This window comes from Guyparkeria sp. (genome assembly GCF_046540515.1).
Taxonomy (GTDB): Bacteria; Pseudomonadota; Gammaproteobacteria; order Halothiobacillales; family Halothiobacillaceae; genus Guyparkeria.
Genome location: NZ_JBKHFB010000052.1, coordinates 1 through 12913, shown reverse-complemented (window position 1 = coordinate 12913; position 12913 = coordinate 1). Strand labels below are relative to the sequence as shown.

Here is a 12913-nt window from a genome sequence, read left to right as displayed (position 1 = left end):
AGCGCCGAGAAACGCTGCCCCGCCAGCCAGACCTCGCCGTCGCTTGGCTGGTCGAGGCCCGCCAGCAGGGAGAGCAGGCTCGACTTGCCCGCCCCCGAGGCACCGACGATCGCGATGCGCTCGCCGGCATGGATGGCGAGATCGATCCCGCGCAGCACCTCGACGTTGAGGCTGCCTTCGCGGAAGGTGCGGGTAAGCCCCTTCGCCTCGAGCACCAGGCGAGGGGTTTCGGCTCGATCGGTCATAACGGAGTGCCTGGGTGGTTCCCTGTCTGTTGCGTCAAGGGATTATTCATAACGGAGCGCCTGGGCCGGCTGCACCCGGGAGGCGCGCCACGCCGGGTAGAGCGTGGCGAGGAACGAGAGCGCGAAGGCCATCAGGCCGATCAGCCCCACGTCGCCCCAGTCGAGCCGCGAGGGGACCTCGCTGATGTAGTAGACGTCCGCCGGCATGAACTGGGTTCCGGCAAGGTTCTCGATCCAGGGCACGATCACGTCGATGTTCTCGGCGATCAGCACGCCCACGCCCACGCCCACCAGCGTGCCTACCAGGCCGATCACCACCCCGGTGATGATGAAGATCATCATGATCGAACCGGGGCTGGCGCCGAGCGTGCGCAGGATGGCGATATCGCCCTGCTTGTCGGTGACCAGCATCACCAGGGTGGAGACGATGTTGAACGCGGCCACCGCCACGATCAGCGACAGGATGATGAACATCACCGTTCGCTCGATCTGGATGGCGCGAAAGAAGTTGGCGTTCGACTGGGTCCAGTCCTGAGCCACGTAGGGATAGCCCAGTCGCTGGTTGAGATCCCGCGCCACGGCGGGGGCGCCGAAGATGTCGTCGAGCTTCAGGCGCAGTCCGGTCACACCGTCGCCGGTGCGGAACAGGGCCTGGGCGTCGGCCATGTGGATCATCGCCGTGCCACGGTCGTACTCGTACATGCCGACCTCGAACACCCCGACCACCGTGAAACGGCGCTGGCGCAACATGCCGCCCACCGGCGTCACCGCGACGTCGGCGCTGATCAGCATCAGCCGGTCACCCACCTCGACGCCCAGCGACCGGGCCAGGGCCGACCCCAGCACGATGCCGAACTCGCCGGCCTCGAGCGCCTCGACCTCGCCCTCGGCCATGTGCTCGCCGATGTCGGTCACCGGCGCCTCGCGCCCGGGCTCGATACCGCGGATGATCGCCCCGGACACTTCCTCCGAGGCCGACAGCATGCCCTCGGCCTGCACGTAGGGCGCCACCGCCTGCACCGACGGGTTGCCCTCGATCCGCTCGGCGACCGCCTGCCAGTCACGCAGCGCCTCGCCACGCTCGCTCACGGTCACGTGGGCGGTCATGCCGAGGATGCGCTCGCGCAGCTCGTCCTGGAAGCCGTTCATCACCGAGATCACCACGATCAGGGCGGTGACGCCCAGGGTGATACCGATGATCGAGGTGGCCGAAATGAACGACACGAACCGGTTGCGTCGTTTGGCGCGCGTATAGCGCAACCCGATCATCCATTCGAATGTCCGCCGCATGCAGGCCCCTGAAACACTGTGGTTGAAGAAAGGCGCAGTCTAAACCGCCCACCGTCGAGCTGTCGCACGGCGCGCGCCGCTTGCAGCCAACGGCTGCCTGAAGCAGACTAACGGCAACCGTGTCGCACCGCCCCCGCCCCGCCAGATCGGGCGGCCGGGCCGCCCGGCCCAGGCGTCGTCAATGCCCGGCCCGCCGGCGTCAGCAGCCGCCGCTGGCGGGACACGGCAGACGATCATTCAGGGAACGAGTCATCAATGCAAGACAAGGAGCCCATCATGACCTCGCTGACGCAACTCGGCCGACCGCTGGCCGCCGTCCTGCTGGCGCTCGCCGGCATGCTAGCCGCCCCCTCCTCCTTCGCCCAGGCCGACGACCAGCCTTCCTCGGTCCACGGCATGACCCAGGAACAGGTCATCGCCCGCTTCGGCGAACCGGAGCATCGCCACGCCCCCGTGCCCCCTCGCGGGGAGCACCCCACGCCGCCGATCACGCGCTGGGATTACGCCGATTTCAGCATCTTCTTCGAAAAGAACATCGCCCTGCACCGGGTCGAGCACGGGAAATTCCCGCCAGAGTGACTACACTCCCGACACGAACCTGGATCAACGCGCTCTACCGGAGGAGGCCGTAATGACTGCCAACGTGGGAATGATCGACAAGTGGTTGCGCATCGTGGTCGGCGTGCTGCTGATCGCCCTGGCGCTGTTCGACGTGATCGGCTGGTGGGGCTACATCGGCATCATTCCGCTGGCCACGGGCGTGATCAACTTCTGCCCGGTCTACAAGCTGATCGGGATGGACACGCTGGGTGGCGGTTCCGGCAAATCCGGAAACGGCTCGGCCTGACCGCAACGGCGGCGATCGGCGACAACCTCCTCCGCATGGGCCGAGCCGGCTGACCGCCGATCGACAAATACGCCCCGCCACCGCCATGTCCGAGTGGAGCGGGGCGTTCCCGTGTCCGCTCACCCCATCGCTGAATCATGGCCCTCATGGAACGTAACCGACACCGCTGGCTGCTCGGGCTGCTGCTCCTGTTGCCGGGGGCCGTCAGCACACCCCTATGGGCCGCTCCACCCGCCCCGGCGGAGCATGAGTTGCCGGGCACCATCGACGAGGCCTCCGGGCTGGCGCGGTCCGACCAGCATGCCGCGTTGCTCTGGACGCACAACGACAACATCAACGATCCCGGCTCCATGCAGCGCGTCACCCCGCTCGTGCACGGCATCGACCACAAGGGCCGATGGCTGCTGAGCCTGGAACTGGACGGGGTCGTCCAGCGCGACTGGGAGGCGATCGAAAGCACCCGTCTCGGTGGATCGCCCGGCCTGATTGTGGCCGACACCGGCGACAACCGCGACAGCTGGCCGGACTACGTGCTGTGGTTCCTCGACGAGCCGGAGGAGATTCCCCCGTCGGCAAATACCCTCTCCGTAACGCCGACCCACCTGCTGCGTTTTCGCTACCCGGATGGCCCGGCCGATACCGAAGCCATGGTGGTCGATCCGCATGGCGACCGGGTTCTGCTGCTCACCAAGCGCGAAAACCCGCCACGCCTGTTCGCCCTGCCCCTCTCGGCACGTCAGGCGTTTCCCGACGAGGGCGGCCCGCGCGAGCGGCTTGCCAGCGCCGATGTGCATGAGGCACGTCTGCTCGGCTCGATGGGCGGCCTGGCACCCACCGATCCGATCAACTGGCTGCTATCACCGCTGACCGGCCGCCAGACCAGCCTGCCCACCGGAATGGCGCTGTCGCCCGACGGCCGCCTGCTGGTGGTGCTGACCTACTCGTCGCTGTATTTCTTCCGGCGCGACGTGGGCGAACGCTGGGACGAGGCCATTCGCCGCCCGGTCGCCTCGCGCTCGCTGCCACGCATCGATCAGTGGGAAGGTGTCGCGTTCGGACGGAACGACCAACGGTTGCACATCGTGCGCGAAGGCACCGGCCCGGGAACCCTGCTTCAATTGGAGGTGCCGGAAGCGGCTCGCATGAAGCGCGAACCACAGACCACCACGGACGGGAGCCCGACTGAATCCGGTGCCGAGGGAGGCGACCATGACTGAAACCATTCGGCAACACGTCTACGTCAGCGGACACGTACAGGGCGTGTTCTTCCGCGACTTCACCCGCCAGCAGGCTCAGGCGCTGGGAGTGACGGGCTGGGTCCGCAACCTTGCCGACGGGCGAGTCGAGGCAGTGCTGGAAGGCAGGCCGGACGCGATCGACAGGATTTTGCAACGCCTACGGGAAGGACCGCCTCGGGCGCGTGTCGACGACCTGGCCGGCTTCGTGGAGCCAGCCGAGGGCCTCGCCGATTTCCAGGTGCGTTGATCGGTTCCGGCATCCCATGGGCAAGGGCACCGGAGAATGTCCAAAAAAGGAAAAACCCCGGCAATGCCGGGGTTTTATCGTCAATGCTCCACTACCCCGGGCATCACTTGGCCATGGCGGCCTTGAAAACCTCGGTCCACGAGTCGTTCATTTCCATCTCGTGGACCACGCCGCGCGATGTTTGCTTGCCATCCTCGAGCGCGACCTCATGGAGCAGCGCCTTCTGCTGCTTGGGATCGATGGTCAGGGCATTGAGGTTGTCCTTGCCGGCGAGGTACTCGGCGATCTCCGCGTGTTCGGCGGCAGCCTTCTCCAGCATCTTCGGCGCCCAGACGGCGACGTGCAGGACGATGCGCCCTTCGTAGTCGGCATCGGCCAGCGCCTTGAGGGTGGCGGTGACCATCGCCTGGTTCTCTTCCGGCGCGATCTCGCCACCGAAGGCCAGCACGACCGCCTCCTTGTCCAGCAGGGGCTCGATGGCCTCGGCCGCCCCTTTGGCGTCCTTCAGGGCCGCGCTGGAGAGCACATCGTTGTCACGGTTGTGGGCCACCGCCTCGCCGGCGATCGCCCCGCCGAGGGTCGCGCAGATCGACGAGCGGTTCTGCGCGATACCCACGGTGTGCACGTCCAACTCCTTGGTCAGGGCCAATCCCAGCGCCTGGCCGGTATAGGCCCGCAGAACGTACTGGTCCCCCATGGTGGCGGCGGTGACCGAACCGGTTCCGGCGATACCCACGGTCAGGGCGGCGGCAATCAGGCTGCGTTTCATGCGAAATCTCCTGTGACTGAGACAAGTTATCGATGGATAAATAACTCTAATTCAGGATCAGCATAGTCGCTCTCCGGCGAAACACAAGCCTATGGGTTCCCAAGATATTGCCCTTCCCGGCAGGCATCGCCGGAACCGGTTCGTTCCACGCCAACTCATCAACCGGCCAGCTGCGCTCCGGCCAGCAGCAACTGGTAAACACCGAAGGCGACAACCATGCCGCCGGCTACCCGACGCACCCAGGCCCGACGCACGAACGCCGACAACTGCCCGGCGAACGCACCCATCGCGAGCAGGTTGGGCAACGTGCCCAGGCCGAATCCCAGCATCAGCAATGCCCCCTGCAACGGCCCACCTGCCGACAGCGCCCAGATCAGCACGCTGTAGACCAGTCCGCAGGGCAGCCAGCCCCAGACCAGCCCGAGGCCAAAGGCCTGCGTGGGCGTGGTCACCGGCATCAGGCGCCGCCCGATCGGCTCGATGAAACGCCACAGCCGCGATCCCGCCTGCTCTATCCGGGTCAGTCCGAACCACCAGCCGCCCACGTACAGCCCCATCATCACCATGAACAGCCCGGCGATGACGAGCAGCACCAGCTGGGCCTGCTGCATCGGCACCAGCGACAGCCCCAGCAGCCCGATCGCCCCGGCGATGGCGCCGGCGAGCGTGTAGGAAGTGATCCGGGCGAAGTTGTAGGCGAGCAGGTAGGGAAACAGACGGCCGAAGCCTTCGCGCTTCTCGGCGGGCAAACCGAACGTCAGCGCCCCGACGATGCCACCGCACATACCGACGCAATGCACGCCGCCGAAGAACCCGACGGCCATGGCGGCAAAGAAACTGACGTTTTCCGGCATGCGGCAACCTCTGCGTGAATGCGTGTGCGGCCCGGGCCATCAAGCGGACGCCCGGCCTCTGTCCATCGCTGTGACGATCCGGTCGACGGCATCTCGTACAATGGGCCGAATGAGCCAATCCGTCGACAGCGCCGACCCGGCGAGCATTCTCGCGTATATCAACGCCAATCGCGATCACCTGGCCCTGCGTCATCTGCCACAGATCGACCGGCAACTGCGCCGGCTGGAGGAAGGCGAGCCCGACGAGGCCGCCCTGCACCGGCTGCTCGACCTCGTGACCACGGCGGCCGACGAGGTCGCCGCGCGCGAGGCGCTGGCGATCGACATCGCCTACCCCGAGAGTCTGCCGGTCTCCGGGGCGCGCGAGGAGATCGTGGCGGCCATCGAGGCACACCCGGTCACCATCGTGGCCGGCGAGACCGGCTCGGGGAAGACCACCCAGATCCCCAAGATGCTGCTCGAGCTCGGCCACGGCCGGCGCGGACTGATCGGTCACACCCAGCCGCGCCGGATCGCCGCGCGCAACGTCGCCCGGCGACTGGCCGAGGAACTCGACGAAGGCCCGAACGGGGGCGACGGGCGCACGGCCGTGGGCTACAAGGTGCGCTTCTCCGACCAGACCCGGCCCGACTCGCGCGTGGCGGTGATGACCGACGGCCTGCTGCTCGCCGAGCTGGGCCGCGATCGCGATCTGCTGCGCTACGACGCGCTGATCATCGACGAGGCCCACGAGCGCAGCCTCAACATCGATTTCCTCCTGGGCGTGATGAAACGCCTGCTCGCGCGCCGACCGGAGTTCCGGCTGGTGATCACCTCGGCGACCATCGACCCGGAGCGCTTCGCCGAGCACTTCGCCGACGAGCGTCACGGCCGCCCGCCGATCATCTCGGTCAGCGGCCGCGGCTACCCGGTCGAGGTGCGCTACCGCCCCCCCGAGGCCGATCGCGACGAGGAACTGGGCTCGACCATCGCCCGCGGCGTGATGCACGCGGTCGACGAGCTGGTCCACGAGGGACCGGGCGATATCCTGGTGTTCCTGCCCGGCGAGCGCGAGATCCGCGAGACCGAGCGCCAGCTCTCGCGCCACGGCCTGAGAAACACCGAGATCCTGCCGCTCTACGCGCGCCTGTCGGCGGCCGACCAGCAGCGGGTGTTCGCCCCGCACGCCGGACGACGCATCGTGCTGTCGACCAACGTCGCCGAGACCTCGCTGACCGTGCCGGGCATCCATTACGTGATCGACTCGGGCGTGGCGCGCATCAGCCGTTACCACCCGCGCGCCCGGCTGCAGAAGCTCGGCATCGAGCCGATCTCGCAGGCCTCGGCCAACCAGCGCGCCGGGCGCTGCGGGCGGATCGCCCCGGGCGTGTGCATCCGCCTCTACGAGGAGGAGGACTTCGAGTCGCGCCCGGCCTTCACCGACCCGGAAATCCTGCGCAGCAACCTCGCCTCGGTGCTGCTGCAGCTCGATGCCTTGAAGCTCGGCCGCGCCGAGGACTTCCCGTTCATCGAGCCGCCGGAACCCCGCCAGCTGGCCTCGGCGCGCAAGCACCTGTTCGAGCTGCGGGCGCTCGACGAGCGCGGTCGGCTGACCGAGATCGGCCGCCGCCTCGCGCGCCTGCCGATCGACCCGACCCTGGGCCGGATGATCGTCGCCGCCCGCGAGCATGGCGACCGGGCGACCGAGGACATGCTGGTGGTCGCCGCCTTTCTCGCCATCCAGGACCCGCGCGAGCGCCCGTCCGAGGCCCGCGGCGCGGCCGATGCCGCCCACCGCGAGTTCGCTCTGGCCGACTCGGATTTCGCCAGCGCGCTGGCGCTGTGGTCGGCCTGGCACGAGGTGCGCCGCCACAAGAGCCGCCGGCAGGCGCGCCAGTGGGCGATGAAACGCTATCTGAACGCCAACCGCCTGACCGAGTGGCACGATCTGGTCGGCCAGCTGCGCGGTTCGGTCGACGAGATGTTCCGCATCCGCCTGCCGGAGTTCGAACCGATCGCGATGCCGGACAAGCCCGAGGAGGGCGAGAAGCAGAAGCTCCCCGCCGCGCTGGCCGGGCGCATCGAACAATTGCACCAGGCGGCGCTTGCCGGCCTGCTCGACCACGTCGGCATGCGCGATCCCGCCCCGCCGAAGAGCTACCAGCAGGCCGCCGGCGACCATCGCGGCAAGAAGCGCCGCGCGCCGACGGTGTACCTGGGCGCGCACAACCGGCGCTTCTACCTGTTCCCCGGCTCGGTGACCGTCAAGGCCCAGCCCAAGTGGATGATGGCCGCCGAGATCGTCGAGACCTCCAGGGTCTTCGCACGCGTGAACGCGCCGATCAACCCACGCTGGCTCGAGCCGATGGCCGGTCACCTGGTCACCCGCGAGCACAACGAGCCCACCTGGGATGCCAAATCCGGCCGGGTGACGGCCTTCGAGACCGTGCGCCTGTTCGGCCTGCCGATCGTCACCAAGCGCCGGGTCGACTTCGGCGCGATCGACCCGGTCGCCGCGCGCGACGTCTTCATCCGCCGCGCGCTGGTCGAGGGGGATTTCGAATCCGCGGAACCGTTCTGGCAACACAACCAGGCGCTGATCGAGGAGATCCGCACGCTCGAGGCCAAGCTGCGCCGCCCGGCCTTCCTGGTCGACGACCAGGCGCTCTACGACTTCTACCAGGCCCGCATCCCGGCCGAGGTCACCGACGCGCGCAAGCTCAATCACTGGATCAAGGACGACCGCGCCGCGGCGGCCAGCCTCGAACTGACCCGCGACGATCTCCTCGCCACCGAGCCCGACGACCGTCGCCTGGCCGAGTTGCCGGATCACTGGCAGGCCGGCCGCTACCGCCTGAAACTCGCCTACCACTTCGCCCCCGGCGAGCCGGACGACGGCGTGAGCCTGCACGTGCCGCTCGGCCTGCTCGGCGCGCTCGACGTCGCGCCCACCACGCACCTGGTGCCGGGCCTGCGCCGCGAGAAGATCGAGGCGATGATCCGGGCGCTGCCCAAGGCCGAGCGCCGCCATTTCGTCCCGGCCCCCAGCTTCGCCGAGGCGGTCGAGGAGCGCATCACCGACACCGACATCCCGCTCTCGCAGGCCGTGGCCGACGAACTGCGCCGCATGACCGGCCACGAGGTGGACCCCGCCCTGCTCGACGAGACGAAGCTGGCCGATCATCTGCGCATGCGATTCGTCGCCGTCGACGAGAACGGCGAGCCGGTCGACGCCGACCGCGACCTGAATGCCCTGCGTGGCCGGCAGGCGCAGCGCGCCCAGGAGGCATTCAACCAGCGCAGCAAGCACCGCCTCGAGGACCACCGGGCGACCGAGTGGGATTTCGACGAGCTGCCGGACACGCTCACCATCGAGAGCGCCGGCGCGCAAGTGGAGGCCCACCCGGCGCTGGTGGACCGTGGCGATCACGTCGCGATCGAACTGATCGACGATCCCGAACGCGCCCGACTGGTCCACGAGGCCGGTGTCGTTCGATTGATGCTGCTCGCCCGCGCCCAGATGGCCCGCCAGGCCGAATCCGACCTGCGCGGCGACCGCTCGCTGGACACCGTGCGCCTGCACTACAGCCGACTGAAGTCACCCCGGCCGATTCCCGCCGAGGGCATGCAGCCACCGAAACGCGCCGACCGTGCCTTCGACCAGGAGCTGATCTTCCGCGCCGCCCGGGAGCTGGCCGTCGACGGCCAACCGCCGATTCGCGATCCCGACACCTTCCGCCAGCGCCTGGCCTGCCTCGATGGCGAGCTGCCGACCGAGGCCATGACACTCGCCCAGCGAATCAAGACCATCCTCGAGCAGCAGCACCGCCTGCGCCGCCAGCTGAGCGGTCGTCTGCCACTGTCGGTGATCGAGGCGGCCAAGGAGATCGGCGACCAGCTCGACCTGCTGATCCATCCCGGGATGATCTGGCTGGCGTCCGACGAGCGCCTCACCAGCCTCCCACGCCACATCGAGGGCGCGGAAAAGCGACTGGAGAAGACCGAACGTCAGCCGGAGCGCGACCGGATGCTGCGCGTACAGTTCGCCCCGCTCGCCGAACAGGTCAGGAACCGGCTGATGAAGGGCAGACCGGACCTGGTCGAGTGGCAACGACGCGAGGCGCTGCTCGACCTGCTCGAGGGCCACCGCCTGGCGGTCTTCGCCCAGGAACTGGCCGGCAAGGGCGCACCCAAGGCCAAGGATGTCGAGGCCGCGCTGCAGGACGGCTGACAATGGCGAAACCGGCCGCCCGGCAACTGGTCTATATAGATTGGTGAAGCGAGATTCGGGGGTGGCGAGAATGCGCGAGACGATGCGGAAACGGCTGCTGACATTAACGCTCTGCGCCTCTGCCGGCCTCGTGGCAAACGGCCCGGCCGTCGGGCAGGAGGGCGAGACGGTCTACAAGTGCATCCACTCGGATGGCCGCATCGTCTACTCCGACCAGCCCTGCACCGGCGCGACCACCGAGGGGCTGAACGGCACGATGGAAATCCAGACCATCACCGCCCCGCCACCTGGCCGCGGCGGCGAGGCGGCGCGCGAGGGCATCAGGCAGATCGCCGAGGAATACGACGAACGTCAGGAGGCCGAGCGCAAGGCGCGCCAAGAGGCCGAACGCCGTGAGCTGGAACGCCGTCTGTCCAACCCGGAGGTAGTCGTGATCGCCCCGTGGCACAACGGGCCTGGCCATTACCGAGACGGCTACCCGCGCGGCGACCACCGATCGCCCCTCTACGATCGCTACCGTGATCCGGCGCATGGCGGCATGCGGTTGGACGACGAGGGTTTCTCGTTCTGGTACGACAGTGGCCGACGCTTTCCGCACCGACCGCCCGACCACAAGCACCCGCCGCACCGACCGCCCGACGGCGACCGCCGCCATCGTGACCCGTATTCCAGCGATGGTCGCCCGATCGAGGAACCGGGCTATTCGGGGCGCTACCCGGGGGGATTCCCGGGCTACCGGTAGGGCCGGTCCGAGAGGACGACGGGACGTGCCGCTACCGCCTCGAATCTGCGACAATCCCGCGCCCATCCACGGTTGAATCAGGCAATCCCCTCATGCAGGCGCATATCTTCAAGAGTCGCAAGAACCCCGACATGTACCTGTTCGTACGCGAAGGGCAGGACATGGAGCAACTCGACCCAATGGTGCGCGAGCGCCTGGGCGAGCTCGAGTTCGTCATGGCGCTGGACCTATCGGAAGAGCGGCAGCTGGCGCGTACCGACACTGCCACCGTACGCGACCACATCGAGAAGCTGGGCTTTCACCTGCAGATGCCGCCGAGCGCCGAGAACTGGGCCCACTGGGACAACCTCAAGGCGGGCATCCGCGCCGGCAAGCCGAAGCCGGAATAACGCCGGCCCGGCGGGAGATCAGAGCGCGGCGATCTCGTGCAATCGGTCGAAATCGAGCGGCAAGCCGTTGTGTGCGACGAACATCGGGTTGAGCAGCGAATCGCGGGTGTTGTAGTGCAGCGGGCGGCCGGAAAGGTCGGTCAGATGCCCACCTGCCGCTTCCAGCACGCACTGCGAGGCGGCCGTGTCCCATTCCGAGGTCGGCCCGAGGCGCGGGTAGAGATCGGCCTTCCCCTCGGCCACCAGGCAGGTCTTGAGCGAGCTGCCGCAGCGCACCACCCGCGCCTCGGCGCCCGGGCGGGAGAAGGTCTCGATCAGGTGCATTTCTCGCCGACTGGCATGTGACCGAGACAGCGCCAGGGTGGGCGGGTCGGCGGGGGTTCGCACCTGAATGGGGCCGGGCTGGTCGTGGTAGCGCCAGGCGCCCTGCCCGCGAATCGCCGCGTATTCGAGATCGACAGCCGGGGCGAGCACGACGCCGAGCACCGGCAGGCCAGCATCGATCAAGGCGATATTGACGGAGAATTCACCGTTGCGCTTGACGAACTCGCGCGTGCCGTCGAGCGGGTCGACCAGCCAGTAGCGCTGCCAGCCGCGCCGCTCGCGCCAGGGCGGCGCACGCCCTTCCTCGGTGAGGATCGGCCAGCCACTCCCCAGACCCTCGAGGCGCTCGGCGATCAGGTGATTGGCGACCAGGTCGGCCTCGGTCACCGGCGAGGCGTCCGCCTTGTGCTCGACCTCGAAATCCTTCCGGTAGACCGCCATGATGGCGCGCCCCGCCGCGGAGGCAATCGCCCGTACCTCGTCGAGCAACAGCCGGTCGACCCCGACCGGTGCCCCGGCCTCAAGATGGTTGTCCATGTCGTTCACGCCGCTCCTTCCCGTTCGCGTTGCTGCCGGTACGCCCGCACCAGGAACATGGCGGCCAGCGACCGGGCCTCGGAGCAATCACCCGAGGCGGCAAACTCGTCGAGTTCGGCCATCGGCAGAAAACTCACTTCCAGCGGCTCGGGTTCGTCGCCCGGCAAATGGGCCTCGTGCAGCGACTCGGCCAGCACCAGGTGGGTCCGCTGCCCGGAATACGTCGGCGCCATGGTCAACTCGTTGAGCCGGGTCAGGTTCCGCGCTCCAAAACCGGCCTCCTCCATCAGTTCCCGATTGGCGGCCTCCACCGGCGTTTCCCCGGCATCGATCCGTCCTTTCGGCAGACCCAACTCGTAGCGCTCGGTGCCGCAGGCGTACTCGCGGATCAGGACGAACTCGTCGCCGGCCGTCAAGGCCGCCACGATCACCGCGCCATTGGCACTGCCCTTGAGGCGTTCGAACTGCACCTCGGCGCCATTGGCAAAGCGCAGATCCACGCCTTCGACCCGAAACAGGCGCGTTTCGGCCAGCGGGCGGATCGCCTTGATGGTGGGTGGGGCGTTCGGGGGCATGAATGGCCTTGTTCGGGTGACGGTTGACGCCGGGGGCGTGCGTCCATTGTAGCCGACTCGACCGGCTTGCCTGCCCCAGGAAAAGGCGCGATTCGATTCATGTGATTCATGACGATGGCTCATGAACAGGCCTTGCCTTTGCGCGCGCATTTGCAAACAATGCGCCCCGACGTCAGAGGTGGTGCCCCGGCCATGGGTCGCGGGCACTGAAACAGGGAAACAGGTCCAAGGCCTGTGCTGCCCCCGCAACGGTAGGTGGTGACGTCGGCATCGAGATGCCACTGGCCTTCGGAGGCCGGGAAGGCGATGCCGGTAGACCACGAGCCCGGAGACCGGCCTCTGATCGGTTTTCCCGACCTGCGGTGGGCTGGTCGGCAAGCGACAACGGAACCATGACCATTCGCACCCCTGCCCGACACCCGTCCCTGATCGCGGGCCTGCTCTGCCTCACCCCCCTGTCCACCCTGGCCGACGACGACCGCCTGGGCACCATCAACATCACCGCCGCCCGCGAGGCACCGGCCGAGGCCCCGGCCATGCCGGAGACCGTGATCAACCGCGACGAGATCGACCGTAGCCAGGCACGCTCGGTCGAGGACCTGCTGGCCGGACGGGCCGGCCTGAACGTGACCAACCTGGGCGGGCC

14 protein-coding genes and 1 riboswitch are annotated in these 12913 nt (G+C 68.1%); of the genes, 8 read left to right on the top strand and 6 right to left on the bottom strand.

What is annotated here, in order from left to right; all coding sequences use genetic code 11:
• Both ACLFRM_RS07090 and ACLFRM_RS07085 read right to left on the bottom strand, forming a co-directional pair.
• On the bottom strand, window positions 1-245 hold a 245-nt coding region (locus ACLFRM_RS07090; protein WP_410755039.1), incomplete at its 3' end, for an ATP-binding cassette domain-containing protein.
• A 42-nt stretch (window positions 246-287) separates the two neighbouring features.
• Complete coding sequence (locus ACLFRM_RS07085; protein ID WP_410755038.1) at window positions 288-1535, bottom strand: lipoprotein-releasing ABC transporter permease subunit; 1248 nt, start codon at window positions 1533-1535, stop codon at window positions 288-290.
• Between the two features lie 276 nt (window positions 1536-1811).
• Here ACLFRM_RS07085 and ACLFRM_RS07080 point away from each other — a divergent pair, with 276 nt between their 5' ends.
• The 4 genes from ACLFRM_RS07080 to ACLFRM_RS07065 all read left to right on the top strand — a co-directional run bounded on the left by ACLFRM_RS07080 (window position 1812) and on the right by ACLFRM_RS07065 (window position 3867).
• The gene (locus ACLFRM_RS07080) at window positions 1812-2114 is read left to right on the top strand and encodes a hypothetical protein (protein WP_410755037.1); all 303 of its coding nucleotides are present in this window, start codon (window positions 1812-1814) and stop codon (window positions 2112-2114) included.
• A gap of 52 nt (window positions 2115-2166) precedes the next feature.
• The gene (locus ACLFRM_RS07075; RefSeq protein ID WP_410755036.1) at window positions 2167-2382 is read left to right on the top strand and encodes a DUF2892 domain-containing protein; all 216 of its coding nucleotides are present in this window, start codon (window positions 2167-2169) and stop codon (window positions 2380-2382) included.
• 146 nt (window positions 2383-2528) lie between these two features.
• Entirely contained in the window at window positions 2529-3599 is a 1071-nt protein-coding gene (locus ACLFRM_RS07070) for a hypothetical protein (RefSeq protein ID WP_410755035.1), read from the top strand.
• Window positions 3592-3867, top strand: coding sequence for an acylphosphatase (locus tag ACLFRM_RS07065; protein WP_410755034.1), 276 nt, complete (start codon window positions 3592-3594; stop codon window positions 3865-3867). The genes ACLFRM_RS07070 and ACLFRM_RS07065 overlap by 8 nt, the downstream gene beginning before the upstream one ends.
• Before the next feature lie 103 nt (window positions 3868-3970).
• Here ACLFRM_RS07065 and ACLFRM_RS07060 read toward each other — a convergent pair whose 3' ends face one another.
• Window positions 3971-4636, bottom strand: a complete 666-nt coding sequence (locus tag ACLFRM_RS07060) for a hypothetical protein (RefSeq protein WP_410755033.1) — start codon at window positions 4634-4636, stop codon at window positions 3971-3973.
• A 158-nt stretch (window positions 4637-4794) separates the two neighbouring features.
• Complete coding sequence (locus ACLFRM_RS07055) at window positions 4795-5490, bottom strand: sulfite exporter TauE/SafE family protein (protein WP_410755032.1); 696 nt, start codon at window positions 5488-5490, stop codon at window positions 4795-4797.
• Between the two features lie 109 nt (window positions 5491-5599).
• On the opposite strand from ACLFRM_RS07055, the gene hrpA reads away from it, so the two are divergent.
• The 3 genes from hrpA to ACLFRM_RS07040 all read left to right on the top strand — a co-directional run bounded on the left by hrpA (window position 5600) and on the right by ACLFRM_RS07040 (window position 10831).
• A complete protein-coding gene (gene hrpA, locus ACLFRM_RS07050; RefSeq protein WP_410755031.1) occupies window positions 5600-9700 on the top strand; it encodes an ATP-dependent RNA helicase HrpA in 4101 nt (1366 codons plus the stop codon).
• Between the two features lie 70 nt (window positions 9701-9770).
• A complete protein-coding gene (locus ACLFRM_RS07045) occupies window positions 9771-10442 on the top strand; it encodes a DUF4124 domain-containing protein (RefSeq protein WP_410755030.1) in 672 nt (223 codons plus the stop codon).
• A 92-nt stretch (window positions 10443-10534) separates the two neighbouring features.
• Window positions 10535-10831 carry a YcgL domain-containing protein gene (locus ACLFRM_RS07040; RefSeq protein ID WP_410755029.1) on the top strand — a complete coding sequence of 99 codons (297 nt, stop codon included), beginning with the start codon at window positions 10535-10537 and terminating at the stop codon, window positions 10829-10831.
• Window positions 10832-10849: 18 nt separating this feature from the next.
• Here the strand turns inward: ACLFRM_RS07040 and cysQ are convergent, their stop codons facing one another.
• Complete coding sequence (gene cysQ, locus ACLFRM_RS07035; protein WP_410755028.1) at window positions 10850-11692, bottom strand: 3'(2'),5'-bisphosphate nucleotidase CysQ; 843 nt, start codon at window positions 11690-11692, stop codon at window positions 10850-10852.
• 5 nt (window positions 11693-11697) lie between these two features.
• On the bottom strand, window positions 11698-12267 hold the full coding sequence (gene nudE, locus ACLFRM_RS07030; protein WP_410755027.1) for an ADP compounds hydrolase NudE: 570 nt from the start codon (window positions 12265-12267) through the stop codon (window positions 11698-11700).
• A 159-nt stretch (window positions 12268-12426) separates the two neighbouring features.
• Window positions 12427-12623: riboswitch (cobalamin riboswitch) on the top strand.
• Window positions 12624-12659: 36 nt separating this feature from the next.
• Here nudE and ACLFRM_RS07025 point away from each other — a divergent pair.
• Window positions 12660-12913: hypothetical protein (locus tag ACLFRM_RS07025; protein WP_410755026.1), on the top strand; the 254-nt coding region annotated here is incomplete at its 3' end.

Bases quoted from the DNA above. Each gene is read 5' to 3' on its own strand.
- ACLFRM_RS07085 (WP_410755038.1), bottom strand. From the start codon at position 1,535: ATGCGGCGGACATTCGAATGGATGATCGGGTTGCGCTATACGCGCGCC.
- ACLFRM_RS07080 (WP_410755037.1), top strand. From the start codon at position 1,812: ATGACCTCGCTGACGCAACTCGGCCGACCGCTGGCCGCCGTCCTGCTG.
- ACLFRM_RS07045 (WP_410755030.1), top strand. From the start codon at position 9,771: ATGCGCGAGACGATGCGGAAACGGCTGCTGACATTAACGCTCTGCGCC.
- ACLFRM_RS07040 (WP_410755029.1), top strand. From the start codon at position 10,535: ATGCAGGCGCATATCTTCAAGAGTCGCAAGAACCCCGACATGTACCTG.
- ACLFRM_RS07055 (WP_410755032.1), bottom strand. From the start codon at position 5,490: ATGCCGGAAAACGTCAGTTTCTTTGCCGCCATGGCCGTCGGGTTCTTC.
- nudE (WP_410755027.1), bottom strand. From the start codon at position 12,267: ATGCCCCCGAACGCCCCACCCACCATCAAGGCGATCCGCCCGCTGGCC.
- ACLFRM_RS07060 (WP_410755033.1), bottom strand. From the start codon at position 4,636: ATGAAACGCAGCCTGATTGCCGCCGCCCTGACCGTGGGTATCGCCGGA.
- ACLFRM_RS07070 (WP_410755035.1), top strand. From the start codon at position 2,529: ATGGAACGTAACCGACACCGCTGGCTGCTCGGGCTGCTGCTCCTGTTG.
- cysQ (WP_410755028.1), bottom strand. From the start codon at position 11,692: ATGGACAACCATCTTGAGGCCGGGGCACCGGTCGGGGTCGACCGGCTG.
- hrpA (WP_410755031.1), top strand. From the start codon at position 5,600: ATGAGCCAATCCGTCGACAGCGCCGACCCGGCGAGCATTCTCGCGTAT.
- ACLFRM_RS07075 (WP_410755036.1), top strand. From the start codon at position 2,167: ATGACTGCCAACGTGGGAATGATCGACAAGTGGTTGCGCATCGTGGTC.
- ACLFRM_RS07065 (WP_410755034.1), top strand. From the start codon at position 3,592: ATGACTGAAACCATTCGGCAACACGTCTACGTCAGCGGACACGTACAG.